Genomic DNA, 19,109 nt, shown 5'->3' on the forward strand with positions numbered 1-19,109 from the left:
TAGCATCTATACTCGGTTTGCTTTTCTGACAAGCCCCGAAATGGTAGAGCCCTGAATTAAAATAGAAAATATAACGACGGCATAGGTCATGGCCAGGATGACTTGTTTGAGGTTGAGGATATTATTGCTATCTAGCCAAATATCAGCCGGTATTGAAAGCGCCATAGCGATCGCCAACCCCCCGCGTAAGCCACCCCATGCAATAATGCCCACAGAGTAGGGATTATAAGTCTTGAACTTGGCGAAGAACTGATAGCATAGTGAAACACTAAAATATCGCGCAACCAGCACAATAGGGACGGCTATTGTAGCGACTAACCAATCTTGGCGATTAAAGCTAACAACTAAAAGCGTGAACCCCACCATGGCAAATAAGACACTATTTAAGCATTCATCAATGATTTGCCAGAAATTGTCTAGTTCTGCTGCCTCTTGAGGGCTCAATGCGTTGAATCGACTCCAGTTACCTATAATGATACCTGAAACAACCATTGCCAAAGGCGCAGAGACGTCAATGCTTTCTGCAAGACTGTATCCACCAGTCGCGAGGAATAACGTCAGAATAATTTTGAAGTAAAGGCTGCTCATCGCTTTGATGGAATAATGGCAGCACAGCCCAAATAACCCACCAACCAGTATGCCCCCCAGTGCTTCTTGCATGAACAATTGGCCTACAGTGTTTAATGTTATTGGCTCATTGCTAAATGACACCGTAAAAATAGAGGTAAAGATCACCAAGCCAATACCATCATTAAACAATGACTCACCTTCAATTTGAGTGGTGATACTTTCAGGCGCGCCTAGTTTCTTGATGATTGCCAATACAGCAATGGGATCTGTGGGAGAAATCAGTGCTCCGAAAAGTAAACAGTGGATGAAGTTGAGGGGGAAGTTGACTAGCTGGCAAAAAGTATATAGAAGTACACCGACTAAGCCGGTAGAAATTAAGGTCGCAGCTACAGCGAGAGTGAGCACTTCCCATTTTTGTTTTTTCAGGCGATCAAAATTGATTCCAAGGCCACCTGCAAACAGAAGTAAACCCAAGATGCCATGTAATAGAAAATGCTCGAAATTAATTTTTTGAATAGTATAGGAAAAATGGACGGCAATAAGTGCCCACTGGGTGTCAGCAACTGCTTTTAATAATATGGATATAAAAAGGGTAACAGCAGTTATTGCGATAGTTGTTTGGATACGGGTAAATCGGCTGTTTAGCACTGTTATTATTATTGCAATAAAGAATAATAAACAGAAAGTATGGTATTCATTCATGATAGTCGAATTTCAGTGGTAAGTTGAAGCATATTAAGAGTTAAATAAATAGCAACCTAATCACTTTTGCAGGGCTCAATCCATCAAGCCATTTCATAGATTTCTTAGAAAAGCAAATCACAAACCGATGTGTAGACGATAACAAATAGGGTTAACATTATTCGCGAACTTACCCATAACAGGTAGCAATCATATTGAAGTTGCTGGTTGTATTACCTGTTGCTATTGGGTGACTTCGCTAGTTACTGTTCATTGTGTAATAACCTATGATTGCCCCTTTCTTTGGTATTCATCATCTCAAAGAAAGGGGATTTTTTTGGTGATTTATGTTGAAAATATTCTTACCTATTATTTTATTGGCTCTTGTAGCATTGCAACCATCATGGGCAAACCATAACCAGCATCAGAAAGAACATTGTCATTTTGATAGGGAAACAGGCATGTTTCATTGCAAGAAGGAGCCGGAGGGGCAGTGAAAATCTTGCTGAAATTACAAAATGACGATGAACTTCATCCGCTCATGGTTGCAGCTCTTAACGGGGAGAAAATGACTTCCTCCTAAATGTTCAACAAATGCCTTCCAGAACTTCAATACTATGATCAAGTATGCTGCATTAACCTTACTCCCTATCATGTCCTTTTCAGTCTCAAGTGCCGAAAGCTGGGCTAGCCAAACCGTTTCAGATGTTGATGTAAGGTTGGGTGTTGGAATCTACCACCCAACCGATCTAGACAGTGGTTACGCAATTGAATTTGGTGCTGATTTCAATGATTACGTAGGCTTTAAACTTCAATACCAAACCGATGAGGCATCAACGGATAATATAGAGGATTTGAGCATGCTACGCTTTGGTATTGAAGTGGGGTATAACTACCATGCCAATGAATATTTTGCGATAAAGCCATTTGTTGAGTTTGGTTCCGCATACTACAACTACAAGGGTTTGGTATGTATAGAAGAACAATGTCACAAGGAAAAACAACGAGAAGTTGGTCAATATTATGGAGTCGGTGTCCGGGCTAATTTCAAATATGCTTATCTGGAAGTAAACTATAAGTTTGATAATATGGAAATAAAGAATGAAAGTAATACAGGCGTTATGATTGGGCTAAGTTATCATTTCTAGAAAAGAAAAAGGTGCCATTGTTATAGGCACCTTTTATTTTTTATCTTTATGATTTACTTTTCGTTTTTAATGAATTGTTTCTTGGAAACTGTCTGGCCTGCATCATCGGTTGCAGTAAAGTTTACAGCACTTGAATGGATTTCAGGAATAAAGATATAGGTACGACCTTGCTCATCGGTGATAAAGGATTCATTGCCTGTGTGATCAGTTGTTACTGTCGCACCGGCAACAGGTTGATCATTATCCGTTACTTTTACCCACGCGGCGTTGTTTTGAGTGGTAAAGTGTAATTCAAGCCCCGCAAAAGCAGAAGTACTAGCAAGGAGAAGGGCTGGGATCATAACTTTAGAAATGGTTTTCATTTTGAAGCTCTCTTGATATTTATTTTAAAGTGATGTCTATTTACTAAGGGGTTACCTCAGAGTGGTTAAAATAATAGCAGCGAGATTATTTCTTAAATAATCGTTTATGTAGGACTGAACCATTCAAGTGAATTGTTATATTAAGTTCCCAGTCAGGATGATTAGTTATTATCCAAACGATTTATTTTATCTCTTTATTGCTCCGATACAGACAGTCATATCTATATCCATTTGGTGGTGGGGCAAGTTAATTCATCGTTCTTTTGAGGACTACAATGAAATTTCGAACGCGTGGTTTAGTAGCGTCAATGCTATTACTTTGTTCACTACCAGCCCTTGCTGAAGACAGACCCAAAATAGCTTTAGTACTCGGTGGGGGAGGTGCTAAGGGAGCGGCACATATTGGTGTACTTAAAGTGCTCGAGGAAAATCGCATACCCGTAGATTTTGTGTCGGGTACATCGATCGGTGCTTATGTCGGCGGGCTTTATGCGCTGGGTTATGATGCGGATCAGATCGAGACGATTATGATGTCCCTTGATTTTAATACCGGTTTTTCTGATGATATTCCAAGGGAGCAACTGAGTTACCGAGACAAACAATTCAGAGATGAATATCCGATAGATCCCAAAATGGGCTGGGGGGATGGTAAGTTTAAGATGGCAAAAGGTGCGCTGCAAGGCCAGACCATGTCATCGTTGATCCGCCGCTCTATAGGCTTGGTACCCACTATCGACGATTTTGATTCACTGCCTATTCCTTTCCGTGCTGTAGCAACCAACATGCCCGATAGAAGTGAAGTCGTACTTCATGACGGCGATTTTGCCGAAGCGTTGCAGGCAAGCATGACGGTTCCTGGTTTTCTTGCCCCGGTAAAGCGAGACGGAAAATTGTTGGCAGATGGCGGTATCGTGAACAATTTGCCGATTTCCATCGCCAAAGAGCAGGGTGCCGATATTGTTATTGCCGTTGATATAGGGGCGCCTCTTCGCAGTGAAGACGACATCGATTCAGTCTTCGCGGTTGTCGGCCAGTTGAGTGCTTTTCTAACTAATGAAAACCGTAACCAACAAGTCTCAATGCTGGATAATGATGACATATTGATTATGCCTAAGGTTGAAGGCGTGAAGATGACTGACTTCAGTAGTATGAAAAACATCATTCCGAAGGGAGAGATTGCGGCTAAACGTCAGTTGGCAAACTTGAGTGAATTGTCATTGAATAAAGCTGACTATGCCGCTTATCAGCAGGACAAACAACGGCAGCGCCAGCAACTGGTTAGAAGTGTTAAGCCCATCAGTAGGATGGAGCTACAGAATGACAGCGTAGTCTCTGACAGCTTAGTGCTAGATAAGCTGAAGGGGTTGCCTGAACCCAATATGGACGCTGAATCCGTAGAAGATGCTGTAGAGAAAGTATATGCCTTGGATCAGTTTGAACGGGTTGGTGCTTCAATTGAGAAAAACGCACATAATGATGAATCGACGCTGGTGGTAAAAACCGAAGAAAAGAGTTGGGGACCAAGTGTCTTCAATGCCGGGGTGCATTTTGAAGATAGTTTCAATGAAGATTTACACCTAGCCTTGGATGTTGCACTTACCGTCAATAACCTGTTTGGCACCGGTGGCCAATGGCGTACAGGAGCAACCTTAGGTACTGATTATCATTTGACAACCGAATGGTATCAGCCTTTTGATACTCAGCAACGGGTATATACGCGGCTGGGGGGAAGCTTAGGCAAGCAGCGTTGGAATGGTTTGATGAACGTCGAAGATGCGCCTTTTACCCGCTTCATTAAAAAATCCAATGAATTTTACGGTGGAGTGGGAATAAATTTATCGAATAATGCCCAGATCGAATTGGCCTATCGCTATGAAGATGGGGTTTTTGATGCGATGAATACCAATTTACTTGGAAGTATGGGAGAGTACTGGGCGCATGGCGCTGAGTTGAGCATTGGTTATGACACCCTGGATGGGTCTATATTTCCAACGTCAGGTCAGCAGCTGACTGCAAAGGTAGGTTACAAAACCAGTGGCTCGACGTCTTACTTTGATTCTTACTCTGGCCATGATGATTATTGGCAGTATCAATTGGATTGGAAAGGTGCGACTCACATTGGCTCGCACAATTTTATTGGTCGCGTATCGGTTGAGTCGGTAGAGCAGGGTAAAGAAAATCTGTCGAATGTGGTCTCGTTGGGGGGCTTCTTAAATCTATCTGGCTATGCCCGCAACAGTTTGGTGGGTAACCATAAAGCCTTGGCGACGGCGGTATACACGTACCAGCTAGATAAAAAACTAGTTGGCACTGAATGGCCTGTATTTGTAGGGGCATCAGCCGAAATGGGCGATGTGTGGAATGAGAAACCCACCAATGATTTAGATGATTGGATCAAGGCTGGAAGCGTTTTTGTCAGTGCTGAAACATCAATGGGAGCTGCAGCCATTTCATTTGGTCACGCAGATACTGGTGAAAGCAGTGTGTATTTGTTTTTTGGTAAGCCTTTTTAGGTTACCTGTAACTAAAAAAGGCGTCAGAGATTTGTTCTCTGGCGCCTTTTTTGTGTTCGCGCTTAATGCTTTAGAATTAAATAAGGGATCAGTCGAGATATGACTCAAGACTCTCAATGATGGATTTCTTTATATTTCCAATCTGCTTGGAGTGTGGGCATAACAAAACGACTGGAATCTGAGGTGCTAATCTGAACTCTTTCATTTTAAGTTCAACAAAGTTTTCTGTCGCGTAAGCCGATCTCATGATTGATTGTGGCAAAAAAGCCCACCCTAAACCTTCTCGGATAAATTTAATGATCAACGACAATTGTTCAATAACCTCATAATCCGGGGAAAAAATTGAGCTTTCTCCATATCCCTCATCTAACAGTGAACGCAACACAAATTGCCTATTAGACTTGAGCCCAGTTAGTACCTCATCCTGAGATAACCGTGTCAAAGGACTATCTTTGTGGACAAAGGCCTTAAACCGCGCATAACTTAAGAATGTTCGATCCAAACTATCAATCGCTTTTGAATCTTTGCCGACAGTAAGGCCTATATGAACAGTCCCATCATGGAGGGCTTTGACCACTTCATCTTTGTTCATCACCTTAAAGTTGACTTTCATGGTAGGAAAGTCTTCAAGCAGCTTGGAACGAAGTTGAGCCAAGGCTGGGTGGGGAATGAAGCTGGTATAGCCGATGGTGATGCTCTCAAGTCCACCGTATGACAAGCTCAACGCCACTTTATCAAATGTTTTCGCTTGCTCAACGGCTTGCTTCGCATAAAGGTATAGCAGCTTTCCATCCTCAGTTGGGATAACGGAGCGTCCAGCCCGCTCAAACAACTCTATGGCTAACTGATCTTCAAGGTTGGTAATAACCTGGCCGATGGTTGTTCTGTGTTTGTTTAAACTAATAGCTGCTTTGCTAAATGACTGACGCTCACAGACGGAGACGAATGCAAGGAGCTGTTCAAAACTAAAATTCATTAAGCGATTACCTGAGAAGTCAATGTGTGTATGCTTTGATATGAAATGCATCTTCACTATGAAATGAAAATGTTATAGCCCTCATCTAAAGAGGGGGCTAATTATTTGAATTGTGTTGAATTACAGTGCAATAAAATATAACACTTTGAATGATATTGAAAGGTTGGGTTTTATTTATGTAGGAATGAATCCTACATAAGCGAGAATTTGTATTTTTGATAGAAATAAAGATGATGCCATCCTTCATAAAGAAGGATTGGGCAATGCAAATAATATTGTTATTTAATACCTGCTATATGTAGGGGCAGATCCTACAAAAGCGATTATCATAAAATGACATATCATAATAAAATATACAACAAATTCATCATAGTATATGTGCAATCGTCCACAATATCCTATTCATTCTTTCACTTTAGGTTTCACTGAGTTTTGGCTTGGTGTCCTGATTATTTGTGTCTAGCAGTTTTATTATGATTCAAACAGATAAATTGTTTTCTAAACCGTGTAACAGGGCATTGAGCATAAGTGCGCTTGCATTGCTTGCCGCCTTTCCAGAAATGGCGCTAGCTGAGGAGCGCAAAAGCAATAACCCTCAGCAACAAGTGCAGCAGATAGATGTGTTCGAACAATATAAGATATCGAAAGACATTCCAAAGTATGCGTTGAGTTCATTGGTCCAGGCCAGTGACTTGGTAGAGCATGTTAAGAAGACGGTCACATATAATGGTGAGTCTGAAACATCGGAAGCTTATTTGGTTCAAAGTATTGACCATAAGGGCAATATAGACCTTAGGGTTAAATATGATGAGAAGAAGCTGAGTAAAAATGAGGATGTGCTGGATCAGATTGCGAAATTGACCCGCAATGAGTACCGCCTAAGGGATTATGCGGAGAGCTATGACAAGAAATCGGTAACCCACTTTAAAACTGGGCCTGACTCCGCGGTGATCAATTTCAACTATTCGAAGTTTGGTCTTCCGCAAGATGTTGCTTACTTCCGTTTTATGCGGGTAAAGCTGTATCTGGAGTATGGTAAAGTAACCAAAATGGAAGTGCGCAACTCCCAGCCATTTACCTTTTCTGATTATAAAATTGATGATTACTTGCAGGTAATCACCTTCGATACCCTTGATGACATGAACGATGTGGTCATGAAACAAAAGGTGATCACGGCAACCGGTAAAAGAAAGAACAAACCAGTGACACTAGAGTATGTCACCACACCTGTCGCGCACTACGACGACAGCGGTATGGGTGTTGTGGTGCTTGATCAGGCTTTGATGAGTGAAGTGTCTGATCCTCGTTACCGTGAAGAGCGGGTTGATTTAAACCGAACTTTTCCTTTAATGGGCGATATGATCCGCAGAAAAGGGATTGATTTACCCATGCCCTATGGCGTATCACTGGCTTATCGCGATCAGGACCTGAATATGGATCTGACCAGCTTTAGTGTGTTTGGCTTGGATCCTGACTTTATAGCTAAGTTTTTTGACCCTGATAAAACCAAAGCGAAGATTAATGCCAAAAGTGTCACGCTTCGTGGTGATGTGAACATTTTACCGTTCTGGAATGTGTTTGGTTATATTGGCCAGATAGACATTAACGCCAAGGTAAAAACCCAGTTCAGGGGTAATGATGAACCCATCTGCGTGGTTGACTGTAATCTCTTGGAGATCCCAGAAATGAACGCTGTTGATCTCAACATTCCTATCCACCTTCGTTATAGCAGTGTTGGGGTCGGTACGACATTGGCGGTGGGCTATAAGAATTTGTTTGCCTCCGCCACTGCAACCTTTACCAAGACTAAGCTCGACGGAGCTGATGATTGGGGTGATGGCATCATGACCTACCAACCGCTCATAGGTTACCAGTTACCGGATTACCGCGCGCAAATTTTTGTCGGTGCGGAATATCAGGACTATGACGATTATTTAGATGGTAACGTGAATTTTAAGGTGGGGGGTATCCCTGTCACTATGCCTTATCACGTTGGTGTCGATGTTGACCGTTGGACATATACAGTTGGTTTCAACAAAGAGTTGGGTAGAAGTTACAATATTACGGGTTTATACAGCACCGGTGAAGATCGCACTTCAGTAACGTTGAACCTAGGTTATCGTTTTTAATCTTTTGCGATTGAAAAGAATATATGAATCCGGCAACGATCATCGTTGCCGGATTTTTTTATCCAAGCAAATTCATTTATCTCGGTAGTTTAGGCGGATAACTATACAATGACGGTTGGGCAATTCCTTTAGGGAGTATGCTATGAGCAGCGGTTGCATTGCAAAGATGGTTAAGTTGATAGTGATTAAGTCGATATGCTTGACGCCGAGCAAGTAACCAGGCATCGAGTTGTTGCAAACATAAAAAAGAGGCCATTAGCTGTAAAGCTAATGGCCTCTTTTTTGGGGTAGGGTGATGGGGTGAGGTAGTGATAAGGGTTATAAGCCGATAAAGAAACCGCACACTAACTGGACGACAATAAATGCTTGCGGGCTAGAGCCCTACTTGCTGGTGACTGCTGTCTTACCGACGACGTTTTTCAAGAAGATAAACTCTTTGCAAACAGAAGCAGGAAAAGGAGTGGCTTGCCGCCTATGAGTAAGGTTTGGACTTTGGCTTGTCAACGAATACCTGCAAAGAAATACAGTAGCAAAAAGTCTCTTATTTCTAATGAAAAAGAGACTTCTACATTGGCAAAAGAGTAGAGTAGGGAAACGGTCGCTGCACAAACAAAACCGCCAGTGATGGGCTCAGGAAATAGTATTTCTGTAGGATGTCGAAGCGCTCGATTGAAGCCTCTAGCCTCTAGCCTCAAGCCCTATTCCCGTTGCTACTTCTTCTGTCAGCATCGTATAGAAACGCGAAACCAGCAGAATAATGAATATGAATAGCAACATGTTAAGTGATGTAGTGATTGAAAATACCGGTGTCAGATACATCGCTGACATGGTTAACACCACCAACATATTACCACCCAATACCCTCAATACTGCAAATTGGGGCGTGGAGAAAAGCCGCCAAATAAAGAAGATATTGATAAAATAAAAGGCCGTTAACTCATACCCTTCGGTAAATGAAGGCATCAAATATATATACTCACTCAAAATAATGACACTGAACGTACAGATGCCAATTACGGTGTATTTATAGTAAACCGAAGGGACTTCACATAGCGCATTGATAAAGCTCGATGCAATTATCGGGAACAATATTCCACCTGGCATAGGAAAATAAATCCACATTGCGTAGCAGGTCATCAGTGCAGCTTGAGCGCGAAGTACGTAGATCAATCGGTTCTGGTAATTGTTAAACAAAGAGTGCTTAAGGTCCTCCCAGAAGTGGTTATTGATGGTTACTGGCACCATCTGAGACACTGCCGGCAACATAAGGATGTTATCCTCGTTATCGGTATTTAAGTGGTTAAGTACCGCCTTGAGGGTTTGATACCTATTGCGCAGCGCCCTAAGGTGCTTATTATTCGCTTCAACAGATGGATTTACCTCAGTTTGTTCAAGATAAGCAACCAATTTTCTCCACATCAAACGCTCTGAATAGACTCTTGGGCTGTCTTTTATTGCCTCTTTAAGCAAAGTCATTAAGCTGTCGCCGGTGCTTTGCTTTTCGTCATCAACGGTTAAGCGCCCTAAGTAGTGGTTCGCCAGTTGTTGCTTCACTGTTTGAATTTGTTGCTCGACGTCAAGCGTGGCCCGGCGTTTGAAAAGGGTATGGGTATTTCTTGGCCATAAAAATTGAAAAACGAGAGAGTAAACCAAAATACCCAAGGCGGTTTCTTGTACCCTTATAACCGCAAAGTCAAAGGTGGAATAGCTGTCAAACTGGCCCATAGCGGCAATGATCACGCCGACGGTAAAGGCCATTTTGAAGGCATACCCGTAGCGCTCACAGCTCGACATGTACACGCACACAGCTGAGAAAGCCAATATGCTGAGGATAAATAATTCCCTGTCCTGGGCGAAAAAGTGTACGACGGCAAAAGCGAATCCCACGCCTGCAAAGGTGCCTAGCAGGCGGTTCTGACCATGCTTGATGGCTGTTTCGTAGTTATCATTGGCGGCAACGACAATGACCGCAATTGCAGCCCAGTAAGGTTTCTGCCACCCAAATGCAATTGCAATGATGATAGAGAGCGAGAAGGCGATCGCTACCTTCAGCGCTTCTTTGCTAGCTGGACTGAGTGTCAACATAGTTAGTTGCTCTCTTGCTTGATAATCTTAACCGATGCCGTCGTGCCGACTCGAAGCTGTATGCCATTCTCTGGTAACTCAAAATGGAATTTCACCGGAATGCGTTGGGCTAAACGAATCCATTCAAAATTTGGGTTTACATTTGGCAGTAGTGAATTGCCCGTGCTACCGTCTTGCTGAGAAATGCCGTATCCGATGCTGGAGATGGTGCCTTCAAAGGGCTTTTCAGGATGCATCATCAAAGTAATCATCCCTTTATCCCCTTGGTTAACCTCTTTTAGGTCGGTTTCCTTGAAAAAGCCTTCAACCCAGAAGCTGTGTTTGTCAATCAGAGCCACCGTTGGTTGGTTAGCCACAACCTGCGTACCTTCGCGTAGGTTCAAGTTGGTAATGTAGCCATCTGCAGGCGCGGTGACTTTGGTAAAGGCAAGGTTGAGTTTCGCCTCGTTGGCCACTGCTTTGGCCGCGGCAAGGTTAGCCTGTGCCGTTGTCACTGCGATGTGCAGGTTATTAAGGTTCAATACCGGTACTGAGCCGGGTTGACGGCGTGACAATGCCAGTGAGCGGCTTTCCTCGTTCTTGGCTTTTTTCAGTTGCTCATTGGCTTGTTGCTGCTGGGCAATGGCCTTTTCAAGATCGGCTTGATAGATACTAGGGTCGATTTCAAACAGGAGATCGCCTTTCTTGACCTCGCTGTCATCATTGATAGCAAGGTTGATGATAGGACCTGTTACCCGTGGGGTGATTTGAATAACATGAGCACGTACCTGGGCATCACGTGTCCAAGGATATTGTTCTACTTGATCAATTTTATTGATTAGAATGTATCCCGCAAACGCAACTAGTGGGATCGTAAAAAATAGTTTTTTGAACATGTTGAGACCTTACTTTATACGATTGCGATAAAATTGCTGAATAACTCTACAAAAATAACCATTAGTGAAAATTCAGCAATGGCAGGTGAGTAGATATATTTATGCCAGCCTAGCTTGCCACACATTTGCGAAACGCCGATAGCCAACAAGTATGCTATGGTCATGACAACAAGTAGTGGCGGTAAATATATTTCACCAAAAGATATTTCATGAGGTATTGAAAGCATGGTATTCATTATTCTACTAAATTGAATGTATGGCTAAGTAATTGTTTATAAAGTAACATGCCTTCTGATATTTACTATATCTGGTTTGTAGGATCCGACCCTTCAATGAAAGATTATTATTCAGCATCAGTTAAACTATATGTTGTTTAATAATATTCATACTCGTTTTATTTATATCTATATTAGATGGCATTGATTTCCCGATATCGCGATTTTACGGCTAATTGGCAGCCAGATTTATCACGTAGAGTCCTGCTGGTTTTTATTACTGGACTAATAGCAGGCTGTACTAGCAAGCCCGAGCAATGGTTAGACAAAACCTCGCTGATACTTCCCGATACCTATCTCGGTCAGGTGTACCTGATCCCTGATGCGCCTTCAGCATTGGCTCACCGCATTGAGGCGGTAAGGGAATCGCAAGCTTATATTGAAGCGGAGTATTTTAGCTGGGCTGGTGATGTCTCGGGTATGACGCTGTGGCAGGAATTAAGGGCAGCTGCAGACCGCGGTGTTAAGGTCAGGATCATCGTTGATGATCTCTTGTTCTTTGATGACAAGTGGCTGGTGGATATCGACACTCACCCTAATCTCTCGATCAAGATATTCAATCCATTCAATGCACGTAAGCTAGGTTGGTTAACCCGGGCTGCGGATTTTGAAATGCATCGTGACAAGTTAAACCACAGGCTGCATGAGAAGTATTTCAATGTGGATGGTGAGGTCATGATCCTTGGCGGGCGGAATATTGGTGATGATTATTTCGGTTATAGCCCAAAGGCCAACTTCTTTGATCTTGATGTAATGGTGAAGGGGGAGGTGATCACCGAATATGAGCATAATTTCGATAATTTATGGGCAAGTCAGTTAACAGTACCGGTTAGTGAGGTCATTGGCTTCAACCCTAAGAAGCACAGTGGTTCATTTGATAAAGCACACGACAAAGTGATGTCTGAAAATCGGCCACTACAGGAATCCATATCACGCAAAGTCAGTGCATTGCCGACACCTGAGTATATAGGGGCATCACTAACCCCTATATTTGACTCGGCACACAAAGGCACTGATAGCCAGTCTTACCTAAGAAAGCGAATTGAACACTTGGCGAACGTCAACCAATGGCCTGTCGAAGAGTTATTTCTTTCAACGCCGTATATGATTGAGTCCGATGAGCATCAAGCGCTGTTTTCAGGTTTAGCTGAGCGGGAAGTTGAGGTGACAGTTCTGACAAACTCAGTGGCTTCCAATGACTCGCCATTTGCGTCTGCATATTATCAAGCTTATCGCCCAGCACTCATGGCGAAGGGGATCCATATCTACGAGTATGACAGCCATGCTCTGCACTACAGTAATTTTTATAACGCTAATGCCTATTACCATAACAAGGCATTTATTGCAGACAATACGATGTCATTTATCGGTTCGTCGAACTTCGACCCGCGCTCGGATATGACAAACCTAGAGCTTGGGTTGTTGATTGAAAGCCAGGTATTTGCAACAGAGCTCAAAACCTACTTGCTTGGTAGCCACAAAGATAAGTTTTGGTTGGTGAGCCAAGGTGAAGGGGAAAATTATGTCTGGTCTAAACAAGGAGAGAGAACGGGCAAAGAGCCAAGAATGAAGTCGGATAATCGGTTTATCAATAGCTTTTACCGTATGCTCAAGATTCAGAACGAGCTTTAGCTGATGTCCATGAAAGTCAAGGTCATTTTGCGACAATAAAATATAAGCTCATGATTTTAAATTGTTTAATTTTGTTTTTGAAAAAAGTTTTGTGAGCTGAAGCAATTGAACAATGCAGGCTGAAAATTAAGATGTAGGTGACTGGGAATCATATTAAAGGAATAAAACTATGTGTAAAAAGCATGAGGCTAAAAACAGTATCGCAACTTACATGGAAAATTCGGACTGCGGTGAGGGTGTAGAAGACCTTGAAGTGCTATTAACCGAATTGGTTAGGGAAGTTGAAATTAGGCAAGGGACCGAGTTTGCCCAGGTAATGTGCGAAAGGGCAAGCCTAGAGCTGCTTCGCTAGCAAGGTAAAGACACAATATAATACGCCCGATGAAATTCAACGGGCGTTATATTAGAAAGTATTGACAGTTAATCGATATCAGGGGGATATAAATTATAAATCGATGACTTTCCGTAGTTGGATCTCACTGCTACACCTTTCCATTAATATTGTCATTATCACCTGAAAACGGGGTTATTAAAATAACGTGGGTTCCTCATTGTCTACGAAAAAATGCAGAGGCTCGTTGGTCATCAAGGTTATATAAAAGAGTGAATAATGAACAAGAACTTAGAAATGAATTTACATAAGCCAATTTCCAAGTTGGAAAGCATGATTTTTAATCATTATCGTGTAGTTCATGGTATAAGGGTCTCCCTTGCTTTTATTGTAACTATGTTAGGCATTAATTACTTCCAGTTGCCTGAAGGATCATGGATATTGACGACGATCGTTGTCATTATGGGTAGCATTTCATATCTTGGTAACGTACAAGTCAAAGCTATAAACCGTTTAATTGGGACAGCCTTAGGTGCTTTCTTTGGTGTAATTGCATTGTTAATCAGCCATTGGTCGTTATCTCTCATGTACATTTGGTGTGCGGTTGCGATGTTTATTTGTGGCTATTTTGCACTGGGGAAACGTGCTTATGCGGGGCTTGTGATTGGAATTACCTTGTCAGTGGTGATAGGCGTTGCTGAGCAAAATTTATCGTTAGCATTGTTACGTGTTCAAGATGTTGCCGCAGGGTGCATATTAGCGGTATTTTATTGCTTTATTTATCCTCAAAGGGCTTATATTCACTGGAGATTACGGATCACTAATATTTTACGAAACTTTGCTAAAGTCCACTGCATATCTCATTCACGTAATATCATTGAACAGCCTAACATAGTAAGTTATCAACATAATGTAATGAAAGATGTCATGGCACTAAGCAACTTAATTGCACCTTCCGTACGGGAGTCAAAACTAAGCAATCAACTGCTAGATTCGATACAGGTGAAGTTGCGTAATATTGTTTACTCTTTAGAACTTCTGAACAGTACATTTTGGAGCGACCATGATTCTCACCTAAATATGCTTTGGTCAGATTCATTGTTAGAATGTCATCAAGCCATTGAGCAGGAATTTCGGTGCTTAGCTAACATGATGGAAACGGGGAATGTTGATGGTTCCCGCTTAAAAATTGAGAAAGCGATAAATACTTTCAAAAATCACAATTCTGAATTTAGTGTGGAAAAAAGCAGTGTTAATGGTTACTTTTGGTTGAATATCAACCTTCTTGAGGATTTATCAACTTTGAGAAAATTATTAATGCTCTCTCTTCATCTTTCTCAGGATAACTAATTACTTCAATTAAAGGTTATAAGTTCGACATTTCCACATGGGTATATAAGAGGAAATAATTTACTGAAAAAGAACATACTTCTCATCAAAGAAAAACTATAGCACCAAACCCACAATCGGTAGTTGGCGCACTATGCGCTACAGGTATCTTGATCTCTGGTAGTTACGGCCAATATTTAGTTAGAGTTGGATTAAGTGTCTGAAATGTAGGAGTAAAACTCTTTCGAAGTGACATGCGCGACAAAAAAGGTGAAAACTCTGGCGGTCATGATGCTTGTGATCTTTCATTCCTGCTTTGTGAAATAATGGATTCAGAATGAGTAATGATGATTACGCAAGTTTCAACTTAAGGTGTCATACTTTTAGACAGAACCCATTATAACAAAAAATGAAAATCGTATGAATTGACACATATAATTGAAATTAAAATGTAACATTATATTGAAAGTGGGTATGAGAAGGTTTTTTAGTCTATAACAATAAACGGTATACTATTTTTTGTTTTGACTAACGCCAATGGTGCTTAATTTGAGGTAGTTTAATGAAAAGCTTAGTAAATTTACTGCTGTTATCACTGCTTCTAACAACAGCTTCTTTCAGTTTTGCTGAAAACAAGATAATACTGATCAAAAACGCTAACGTCTTTGATGGGGAGAAAAAAGATCTACACATGGGTGTCGATGTTTTGGTTGAAAATAACTTAATTAAGACAATAGGCACAGGGTTGGTTCATGAAAAAGCAGATGTAATAGATGCTCAAGGCAAATTTTTAATGCCTGGTCTTATTGATGCGCATTGGCATACTACCTATGCTTACACGCCAGCTAGAGTTCTAATGATGAATGCGGGAGATATGTCTGAAGTTGCAATTCGTAGCATGAAGGGGGCCGAGGAAACGCTTATGCGAGGTTTCACTACTGTACGTGATCCGGGCGGAAACCCTTTTTCAATCAAAAAGCTGATTGATTCAGGGGAGTATCCGGGTCATCGAATATTACCTTCGGGTCCCTTCATGAGTCAAACTTCAGGTCATGCGGATTTTCACAATGTCTATGTTGAAAACCCTCGAAACAATGATTCAGAGTTAAGCTATTGGGAAAAAAACATGATGGCAATGGTTGCGGATGGTGTCCCTGAGGTTCGCAAACGTACCCGTGAAATTTTAAAATATGGCGCTAGTCAAATTAAAATCACAACTGGTGGGGGAGTGTCATCCCAATATGACCCGTTGGATGTGAGTGAATATTCTGTCGACGAAATTAAAGCCGTGGTAGAAGAGGCAAAAAATTACAACACTTACGTTATCGCCCATGTCATGACGGATAAAGGTATTCGAACTTCTGTAGAAGCAGGAGTTATGTCAATTGAGCATGGTTTTTTTGCTTCTGATGACACCCTTAAGTTGATGAAGGAAAAAGGCGCATGGTTGAGTCCTCAAGCTATGTTCGAAGAAGACATGCAATGGGCTAGCCCTATAAGTGCAAAAAAATACAAACAAGTGACAGACGCGGTGAATACTTTATACAAGCGTGCAAAGGAGATTGGAGTTAATGTCGCGTTTGGTACAGATCAACTATTAGACGCTACAAAAGCAAAACAACAAAGCACACTTTTGGTAAGGATGGGTACTTGGTTTACAAACTATGAAGTGCTTAAGATGGCCACTTCCGATAATGCTCGTTTGTTAGAGCTAAGTGGAGAGCGGCACCCTTACCAAGAAGGCCCTCTAGGTAGAATTGTAGAGGGTGCCTATGCTGATTTACTCATTATCGATGGCAACCCAATGGAAAATTTAGAATTAATGGGCGACCCTGAAGTTAACTTTAAATTGATTATGAAAGACGGTGTTGTCTATAAGAACACGCTTTAGTTCCGGCCCCAATCTTTAACTTGCACGTGCTGGACTATAAAATCAAGCAAGGTTGTTCAGGGGGGGGACTAACATGTTGTAATGGTTTTCCCCTGCCCATGTCCTACTCGAACTTAATGTTGTTGTGGGGATCGTGTGGCACAACGAATGATTTTTATCGGTGTGAGGACCACCGTGCCTCAATGAGTTTTGCTACCGCTCGCCCCCATTGCTGGTAAATTTGTGGGCCGGGGTGGAAACCATCAACTGCCATATGGACAACATCAAGTGGTCCCCCTATGTTGACCAGTTCACAATCTGGTTGAGTGTCTACCCATTTTGCCAGTTTCCGGTTGAAAGCCTTGGCTTTGCTGCCTAGATACCAACGTAATGGATGGGGGAGGGACGGAAAGACCTCCATCGGTGGTATCTCATTGAGGATGATGTGTTGGCAAGAAAAATGACTTCTTAGTGTATTAGTAAGAGTCTGTTGGTGCTGAATCCACTTCGTTGCACTGGTCGGTTTGGTTACGTCATTGACCCCTGCAGAGATCACCACGACATCATACATCTGCTTGGGATGTAACAACGCAGACTGAAGGACCTGCTTGGTAGTATTACCCGTTTTAGCTATTAACTGCCATTCGACTCTAAATTGCTTTCCCAACGTAGAAGTAAGCTGGCCAGATAGAGCTTGGGACTGGCATTTGGCACCAACACCGGCAGCGGCTGAGTCACCAATTAGTAAGACTCTTAGCGGCTTTTTACCCTGCCCACATCGGCCATGTCGAGGCCCTTCCGCTTCCTCGAGGTAAGGAATAGATTTGCGGACATACTTACCTTGCACCCAAAAAATTGGGCCCATCAATATCAGGATAAGCTGATGCAGCATGGGGAACTCTCTGTTGCTTCTTCCTACCATTTTAGGGTTAAGCGTAGCTCCAATTGGCTAAGGCTGCAGGCTCAGAAGTAAGAGAAAGGTCTTCCAATCTCGTTGGGCGTTTTATGCCGGTTGAGATACGACGTGGCTGCCTAGTTATATTAAAACTGAACCGCTTTTTTCATTACCTCCCGGCCTTCGGTTTCCACATAGCTCAGAAATACCTGGGCGATAGGGGATAAGCTCTCTGCTTTTGTCCATGAGAATGACCACTTGGACTGGATAGGTAACCCCTCGACATTGAGTGTTTTCACACCATAAACCTCACCAAAGGCAAGGGTATGGGCCGACAGAATTGAAACGCCAAGCCGTGACAGGACCGAGTGAATGATAGCCTCGTTGCTGGCGATAGTCATTTTGATGTTGGGGGTGCATTGCTGTTCATTGAAAAATCCTTCGATAGCATAACGTGTGCCCGAGCCGTGCTCCCTGATAAGGAAATCTTGTTGGCAGAGTTCTTCTAGAGATACCGATGGCTGACTGGCAAGAGGGTGGTCGGCTTCGGCAATGGCAACCAGGTCATTGGACATAAACTCAATCACATCGAGATCCAGCCCTTCAGGCAGATGGCTGAATACGTAAAAGTCATCCAAGCCCTGTTCCAGACGGTCGATGATTTGTTGCCGGTTGGCAATGGTAAATTGGATATCAATTCCAGGGTAATGTTCGCAGAAGGGGCCAAGCAAATGAGGAATAAAGTACTTTGCTGTTGTGACACAGGCGAGTCTTAAGGTGCCCGATTTAAGCCCCCTTAGGCTGGAAAGCTGCATGTCTAACTCTTCACAGTTTTGCAGAATTTTCTTTGCCGTTGCCACTGTTGCCAAGCCAGCATCTGTGAACTTGAGCTTCCTCCCCACTTGTTGGTACAGCGGCAAACCAATGGCTTCGGATAGCTTTTTCAACTGCATTGACACCGTAGGTTGGGTAAGGAACAAGGCTTCAGACGCTGATTTGATGCTCCCTTGTTCAAAGACAGCCAATAGAATTTCCAATTGGCGGAAGGTCCCGATATGGGCATGGAGCCTTGACGACATGAGATTCTCCAATAATGATGATTAGATTTTTGTCTAATCATAATATAGTTATTATCTATTTTTATCTATTTTAAGCTGGCGTTAAGATTTCATCAATTTCGATGGAGGTCACAATGAAGATAAGAAATTACGCTTTGCCACTACTAACCAGCGCGCTGTTGGTCTTGTTTTACAGCTTGAGTTCAACGTTTGGTCAAGGATTGTTGGGGTTTGTTATCTTGGCTGCGGGTTTGGCTGGTTTTACTTTGTTGACCGCCTTCAAATCTGCCGAAAACAGGGATGGAAAACAAATTTCTGGAATGCCTGGACATGTGCTCCGAGGTCAAGCACTACCAGCTCAAGGTTCAGGGAAGCAGTAA

General features: G+C 42.4%; 17 protein-coding genes. 8 read left to right on the top strand and 9 right to left on the bottom strand.

Annotation, left to right across the window (positions count from 1 at the left end; translation table 11 throughout):
• Positions 1 to 6: 6 nt before the first annotated feature.
• A complete protein-coding gene (locus tag R2X38_RS06015; RefSeq protein ID WP_317521272.1) occupies positions 7 to 1,272 on the bottom strand; it encodes a sodium:proton antiporter in 1,266 nt (421 codons plus the stop codon).
• A 596-nt stretch (positions 1,273 to 1,868) separates the two neighbouring features.
• Here R2X38_RS06015 and R2X38_RS06020 point away from each other — a divergent pair.
• Entirely contained in the window at positions 1,869 to 2,399 is a 531-nt protein-coding gene (locus tag R2X38_RS06020) for an outer membrane beta-barrel protein (RefSeq protein ID WP_317521273.1), read from the top strand.
• Positions 2,400 to 2,452: 53 nt separating this feature from the next.
• Here the strand turns inward: R2X38_RS06020 and R2X38_RS06025 are convergent, their stop codons facing one another.
• Positions 2,453 to 2,761, bottom strand: a complete 309-nt coding sequence (locus R2X38_RS06025) for a hypothetical protein (protein WP_317521274.1) — start codon at positions 2,759 to 2,761, stop codon at positions 2,453 to 2,455.
• Positions 2,762 to 3,036: 275 nt separating this feature from the next.
• On the opposite strand from R2X38_RS06025, the gene R2X38_RS06030 reads away from it, so the two are divergent.
• A complete protein-coding gene (locus R2X38_RS06030; RefSeq protein ID WP_317521275.1) occupies positions 3,037 to 5,274 on the top strand; it encodes a patatin-like phospholipase family protein in 2,238 nt (745 codons plus the stop codon).
• 88 nt (positions 5,275 to 5,362) lie between these two features.
• On the opposite strand, the gene R2X38_RS06035 is transcribed toward R2X38_RS06030, so the two are convergent.
• Positions 5,363 to 6,250, bottom strand: a complete 888-nt coding sequence (locus tag R2X38_RS06035; protein ID WP_317521276.1) for a LysR family transcriptional regulator — start codon at positions 6,248 to 6,250, stop codon at positions 5,363 to 5,365.
• Positions 6,251 to 6,723: 473 nt separating this feature from the next.
• Between R2X38_RS06035 and R2X38_RS06040 the strand changes: the two genes are divergently transcribed.
• Positions 6,724 to 8,379 carry a hypothetical protein gene (locus R2X38_RS06040; RefSeq protein ID WP_317521277.1) on the top strand — a complete coding sequence of 552 codons (1,656 nt, stop codon included), beginning with the start codon at positions 6,724 to 6,726 and terminating at the stop codon, positions 8,377 to 8,379.
• Between the two features lie 500 nt (positions 8,380 to 8,879).
• Here the strand turns inward: R2X38_RS06040 and R2X38_RS26780 are convergent, their stop codons facing one another.
• Genes R2X38_RS26780 through R2X38_RS06055 form a run of 4 tightly spaced genes read right to left on the bottom strand, consistent with a single transcriptional unit; the run spans position 8,880 to position 11,575 of the window.
• A complete protein-coding gene (locus tag R2X38_RS26780; RefSeq protein WP_411184705.1) occupies positions 8,880 to 9,074 on the bottom strand; it encodes a sodium/glutamate symporter in 195 nt (64 codons plus the stop codon).
• Positions 9,058 to 10,464: an FUSC family protein gene (locus R2X38_RS06045; protein WP_317521278.1), complete on the bottom strand. Its 1,407-nt coding sequence runs from the start codon at positions 10,462 to 10,464 to the stop codon at positions 9,058 to 9,060. Before R2X38_RS06045 ends, R2X38_RS26780 begins: the two co-directional genes overlap by 17 nt.
• A 2-nt stretch (positions 10,465 to 10,466) precedes the next feature.
• Positions 10,467 to 11,339 (bottom strand): HlyD family secretion protein, encoded by an 873-nt coding sequence (locus tag R2X38_RS06050; protein WP_317521279.1) that lies wholly within the window; start codon positions 11,337 to 11,339, stop codon positions 10,467 to 10,469.
• Between the two features lie 14 nt (positions 11,340 to 11,353).
• On the bottom strand, positions 11,354 to 11,575 hold the full coding sequence (locus R2X38_RS06055; protein WP_317521280.1) for a DUF1656 domain-containing protein: 222 nt from the start codon (positions 11,573 to 11,575) through the stop codon (positions 11,354 to 11,356).
• Between the two features lie 177 nt (positions 11,576 to 11,752).
• On the opposite strand from R2X38_RS06055, the gene R2X38_RS06060 reads away from it, so the two are divergent.
• From R2X38_RS06060 to R2X38_RS06075, 4 genes are all read left to right on the top strand, one after another.
• The gene (locus R2X38_RS06060) at positions 11,753 to 13,246 is read left to right on the top strand and encodes a phospholipase D family protein (RefSeq protein ID WP_317521281.1); all 1,494 of its coding nucleotides are present in this window, start codon (positions 11,753 to 11,755) and stop codon (positions 13,244 to 13,246) included.
• Positions 13,247 to 13,415: 169 nt separating this feature from the next.
• Positions 13,416 to 13,598, top strand: coding sequence for a hypothetical protein (locus R2X38_RS06065; RefSeq protein WP_317521282.1), 183 nt, complete (start codon positions 13,416 to 13,418; stop codon positions 13,596 to 13,598).
• A gap of 258 nt (positions 13,599 to 13,856) precedes the next feature.
• Positions 13,857 to 14,927 (top strand): FUSC family protein, encoded by a 1,071-nt coding sequence (locus tag R2X38_RS06070; RefSeq protein ID WP_317521283.1) that lies wholly within the window; start codon positions 13,857 to 13,859, stop codon positions 14,925 to 14,927.
• A gap of 541 nt (positions 14,928 to 15,468) precedes the next feature.
• On the top strand, positions 15,469 to 16,797 hold the full coding sequence (locus R2X38_RS06075; RefSeq protein ID WP_317521284.1) for an amidohydrolase family protein: 1,329 nt from the start codon (positions 15,469 to 15,471) through the stop codon (positions 16,795 to 16,797).
• 154 nt (positions 16,798 to 16,951) lie between these two features.
• Here R2X38_RS06075 and R2X38_RS06080 read toward each other — a convergent pair whose 3' ends face one another.
• Positions 16,952 to 17,668, bottom strand: coding sequence for an SGNH/GDSL hydrolase family protein (locus tag R2X38_RS06080; RefSeq protein WP_317521285.1), 717 nt, complete (start codon positions 17,666 to 17,668; stop codon positions 16,952 to 16,954).
• A gap of 149 nt (positions 17,669 to 17,817) precedes the next feature.
• Entirely contained in the window at positions 17,818 to 18,750 is a 933-nt protein-coding gene (locus R2X38_RS06085; protein WP_317521286.1) for a LysR family transcriptional regulator, read from the bottom strand.
• A gap of 113 nt (positions 18,751 to 18,863) precedes the next feature.
• Between R2X38_RS06085 and R2X38_RS06090 the strand changes: the two genes are divergently transcribed.
• Complete coding sequence (locus R2X38_RS06090; protein WP_317521287.1) at positions 18,864 to 19,109, top strand: hypothetical protein; 246 nt, start codon at positions 18,864 to 18,866, stop codon at positions 19,107 to 19,109.

This window comes from Photobacterium rosenbergii (genome assembly GCF_033022775.1).
GTDB classification, from domain to species: domain Bacteria; phylum Pseudomonadota; class Gammaproteobacteria; order Enterobacterales; family Vibrionaceae; genus Photobacterium; species Photobacterium rosenbergii_A.

What these genes read in the sequence shown, in the direction of transcription:
- R2X38_RS06070 (WP_317521283.1), top strand. Translation starts at nt 13,857, where the DNA reads ATGAACAAGAACTTAGAAATGAATTTACATAAGCCAATTTCCAAGTTG.
- R2X38_RS06060 (WP_317521281.1), top strand. Translation starts at nt 11,753, where the DNA reads ATGGCATTGATTTCCCGATATCGCGATTTTACGGCTAATTGGCAGCCA.
- R2X38_RS06055 (WP_317521280.1), bottom strand. Translation starts at nt 11,575, where the DNA reads ATGAATACCATGCTTTCAATACCTCATGAAATATCTTTTGGTGAAATA.
- R2X38_RS06080 (WP_317521285.1), bottom strand. Translation starts at nt 17,668, where the DNA reads ATGCTGCATCAGCTTATCCTGATATTGATGGGCCCAATTTTTTGGGTG.
- R2X38_RS06065 (WP_317521282.1), top strand. Translation starts at nt 13,416, where the DNA reads ATGTGTAAAAAGCATGAGGCTAAAAACAGTATCGCAACTTACATGGAA.
- R2X38_RS06035 (WP_317521276.1), bottom strand. Translation starts at nt 6,250, where the DNA reads ATGAATTTTAGTTTTGAACAGCTCCTTGCATTCGTCTCCGTCTGTGAG.
- R2X38_RS06015 (WP_317521272.1), bottom strand. Translation starts at nt 1,272, where the DNA reads ATGAATGAATACCATACTTTCTGTTTATTATTCTTTATTGCAATAATA.
- R2X38_RS06075 (WP_317521284.1), top strand. Translation starts at nt 15,469, where the DNA reads ATGAAAAGCTTAGTAAATTTACTGCTGTTATCACTGCTTCTAACAACA.
- R2X38_RS06020 (WP_317521273.1), top strand. Translation starts at nt 1,869, where the DNA reads ATGATCAAGTATGCTGCATTAACCTTACTCCCTATCATGTCCTTTTCA.
- R2X38_RS06045 (WP_317521278.1), bottom strand. Translation starts at nt 10,464, where the DNA reads ATGTTGACACTCAGTCCAGCTAGCAAAGAAGCGCTGAAGGTAGCGATC.
- R2X38_RS06030 (WP_317521275.1), top strand. Translation starts at nt 3,037, where the DNA reads ATGAAATTTCGAACGCGTGGTTTAGTAGCGTCAATGCTATTACTTTGT.
- R2X38_RS06040 (WP_317521277.1), top strand. Translation starts at nt 6,724, where the DNA reads ATGATTCAAACAGATAAATTGTTTTCTAAACCGTGTAACAGGGCATTG.
- R2X38_RS06025 (WP_317521274.1), bottom strand. Translation starts at nt 2,761, where the DNA reads ATGAAAACCATTTCTAAAGTTATGATCCCAGCCCTTCTCCTTGCTAGT.
- R2X38_RS06090 (WP_317521287.1), top strand. Translation starts at nt 18,864, where the DNA reads ATGAAGATAAGAAATTACGCTTTGCCACTACTAACCAGCGCGCTGTTG.
- R2X38_RS06085 (WP_317521286.1), bottom strand. Translation starts at nt 18,750, where the DNA reads ATGTCGTCAAGGCTCCATGCCCATATCGGGACCTTCCGCCAATTGGAA.
- R2X38_RS06050 (WP_317521279.1), bottom strand. Translation starts at nt 11,339, where the DNA reads ATGTTCAAAAAACTATTTTTTACGATCCCACTAGTTGCGTTTGCGGGA.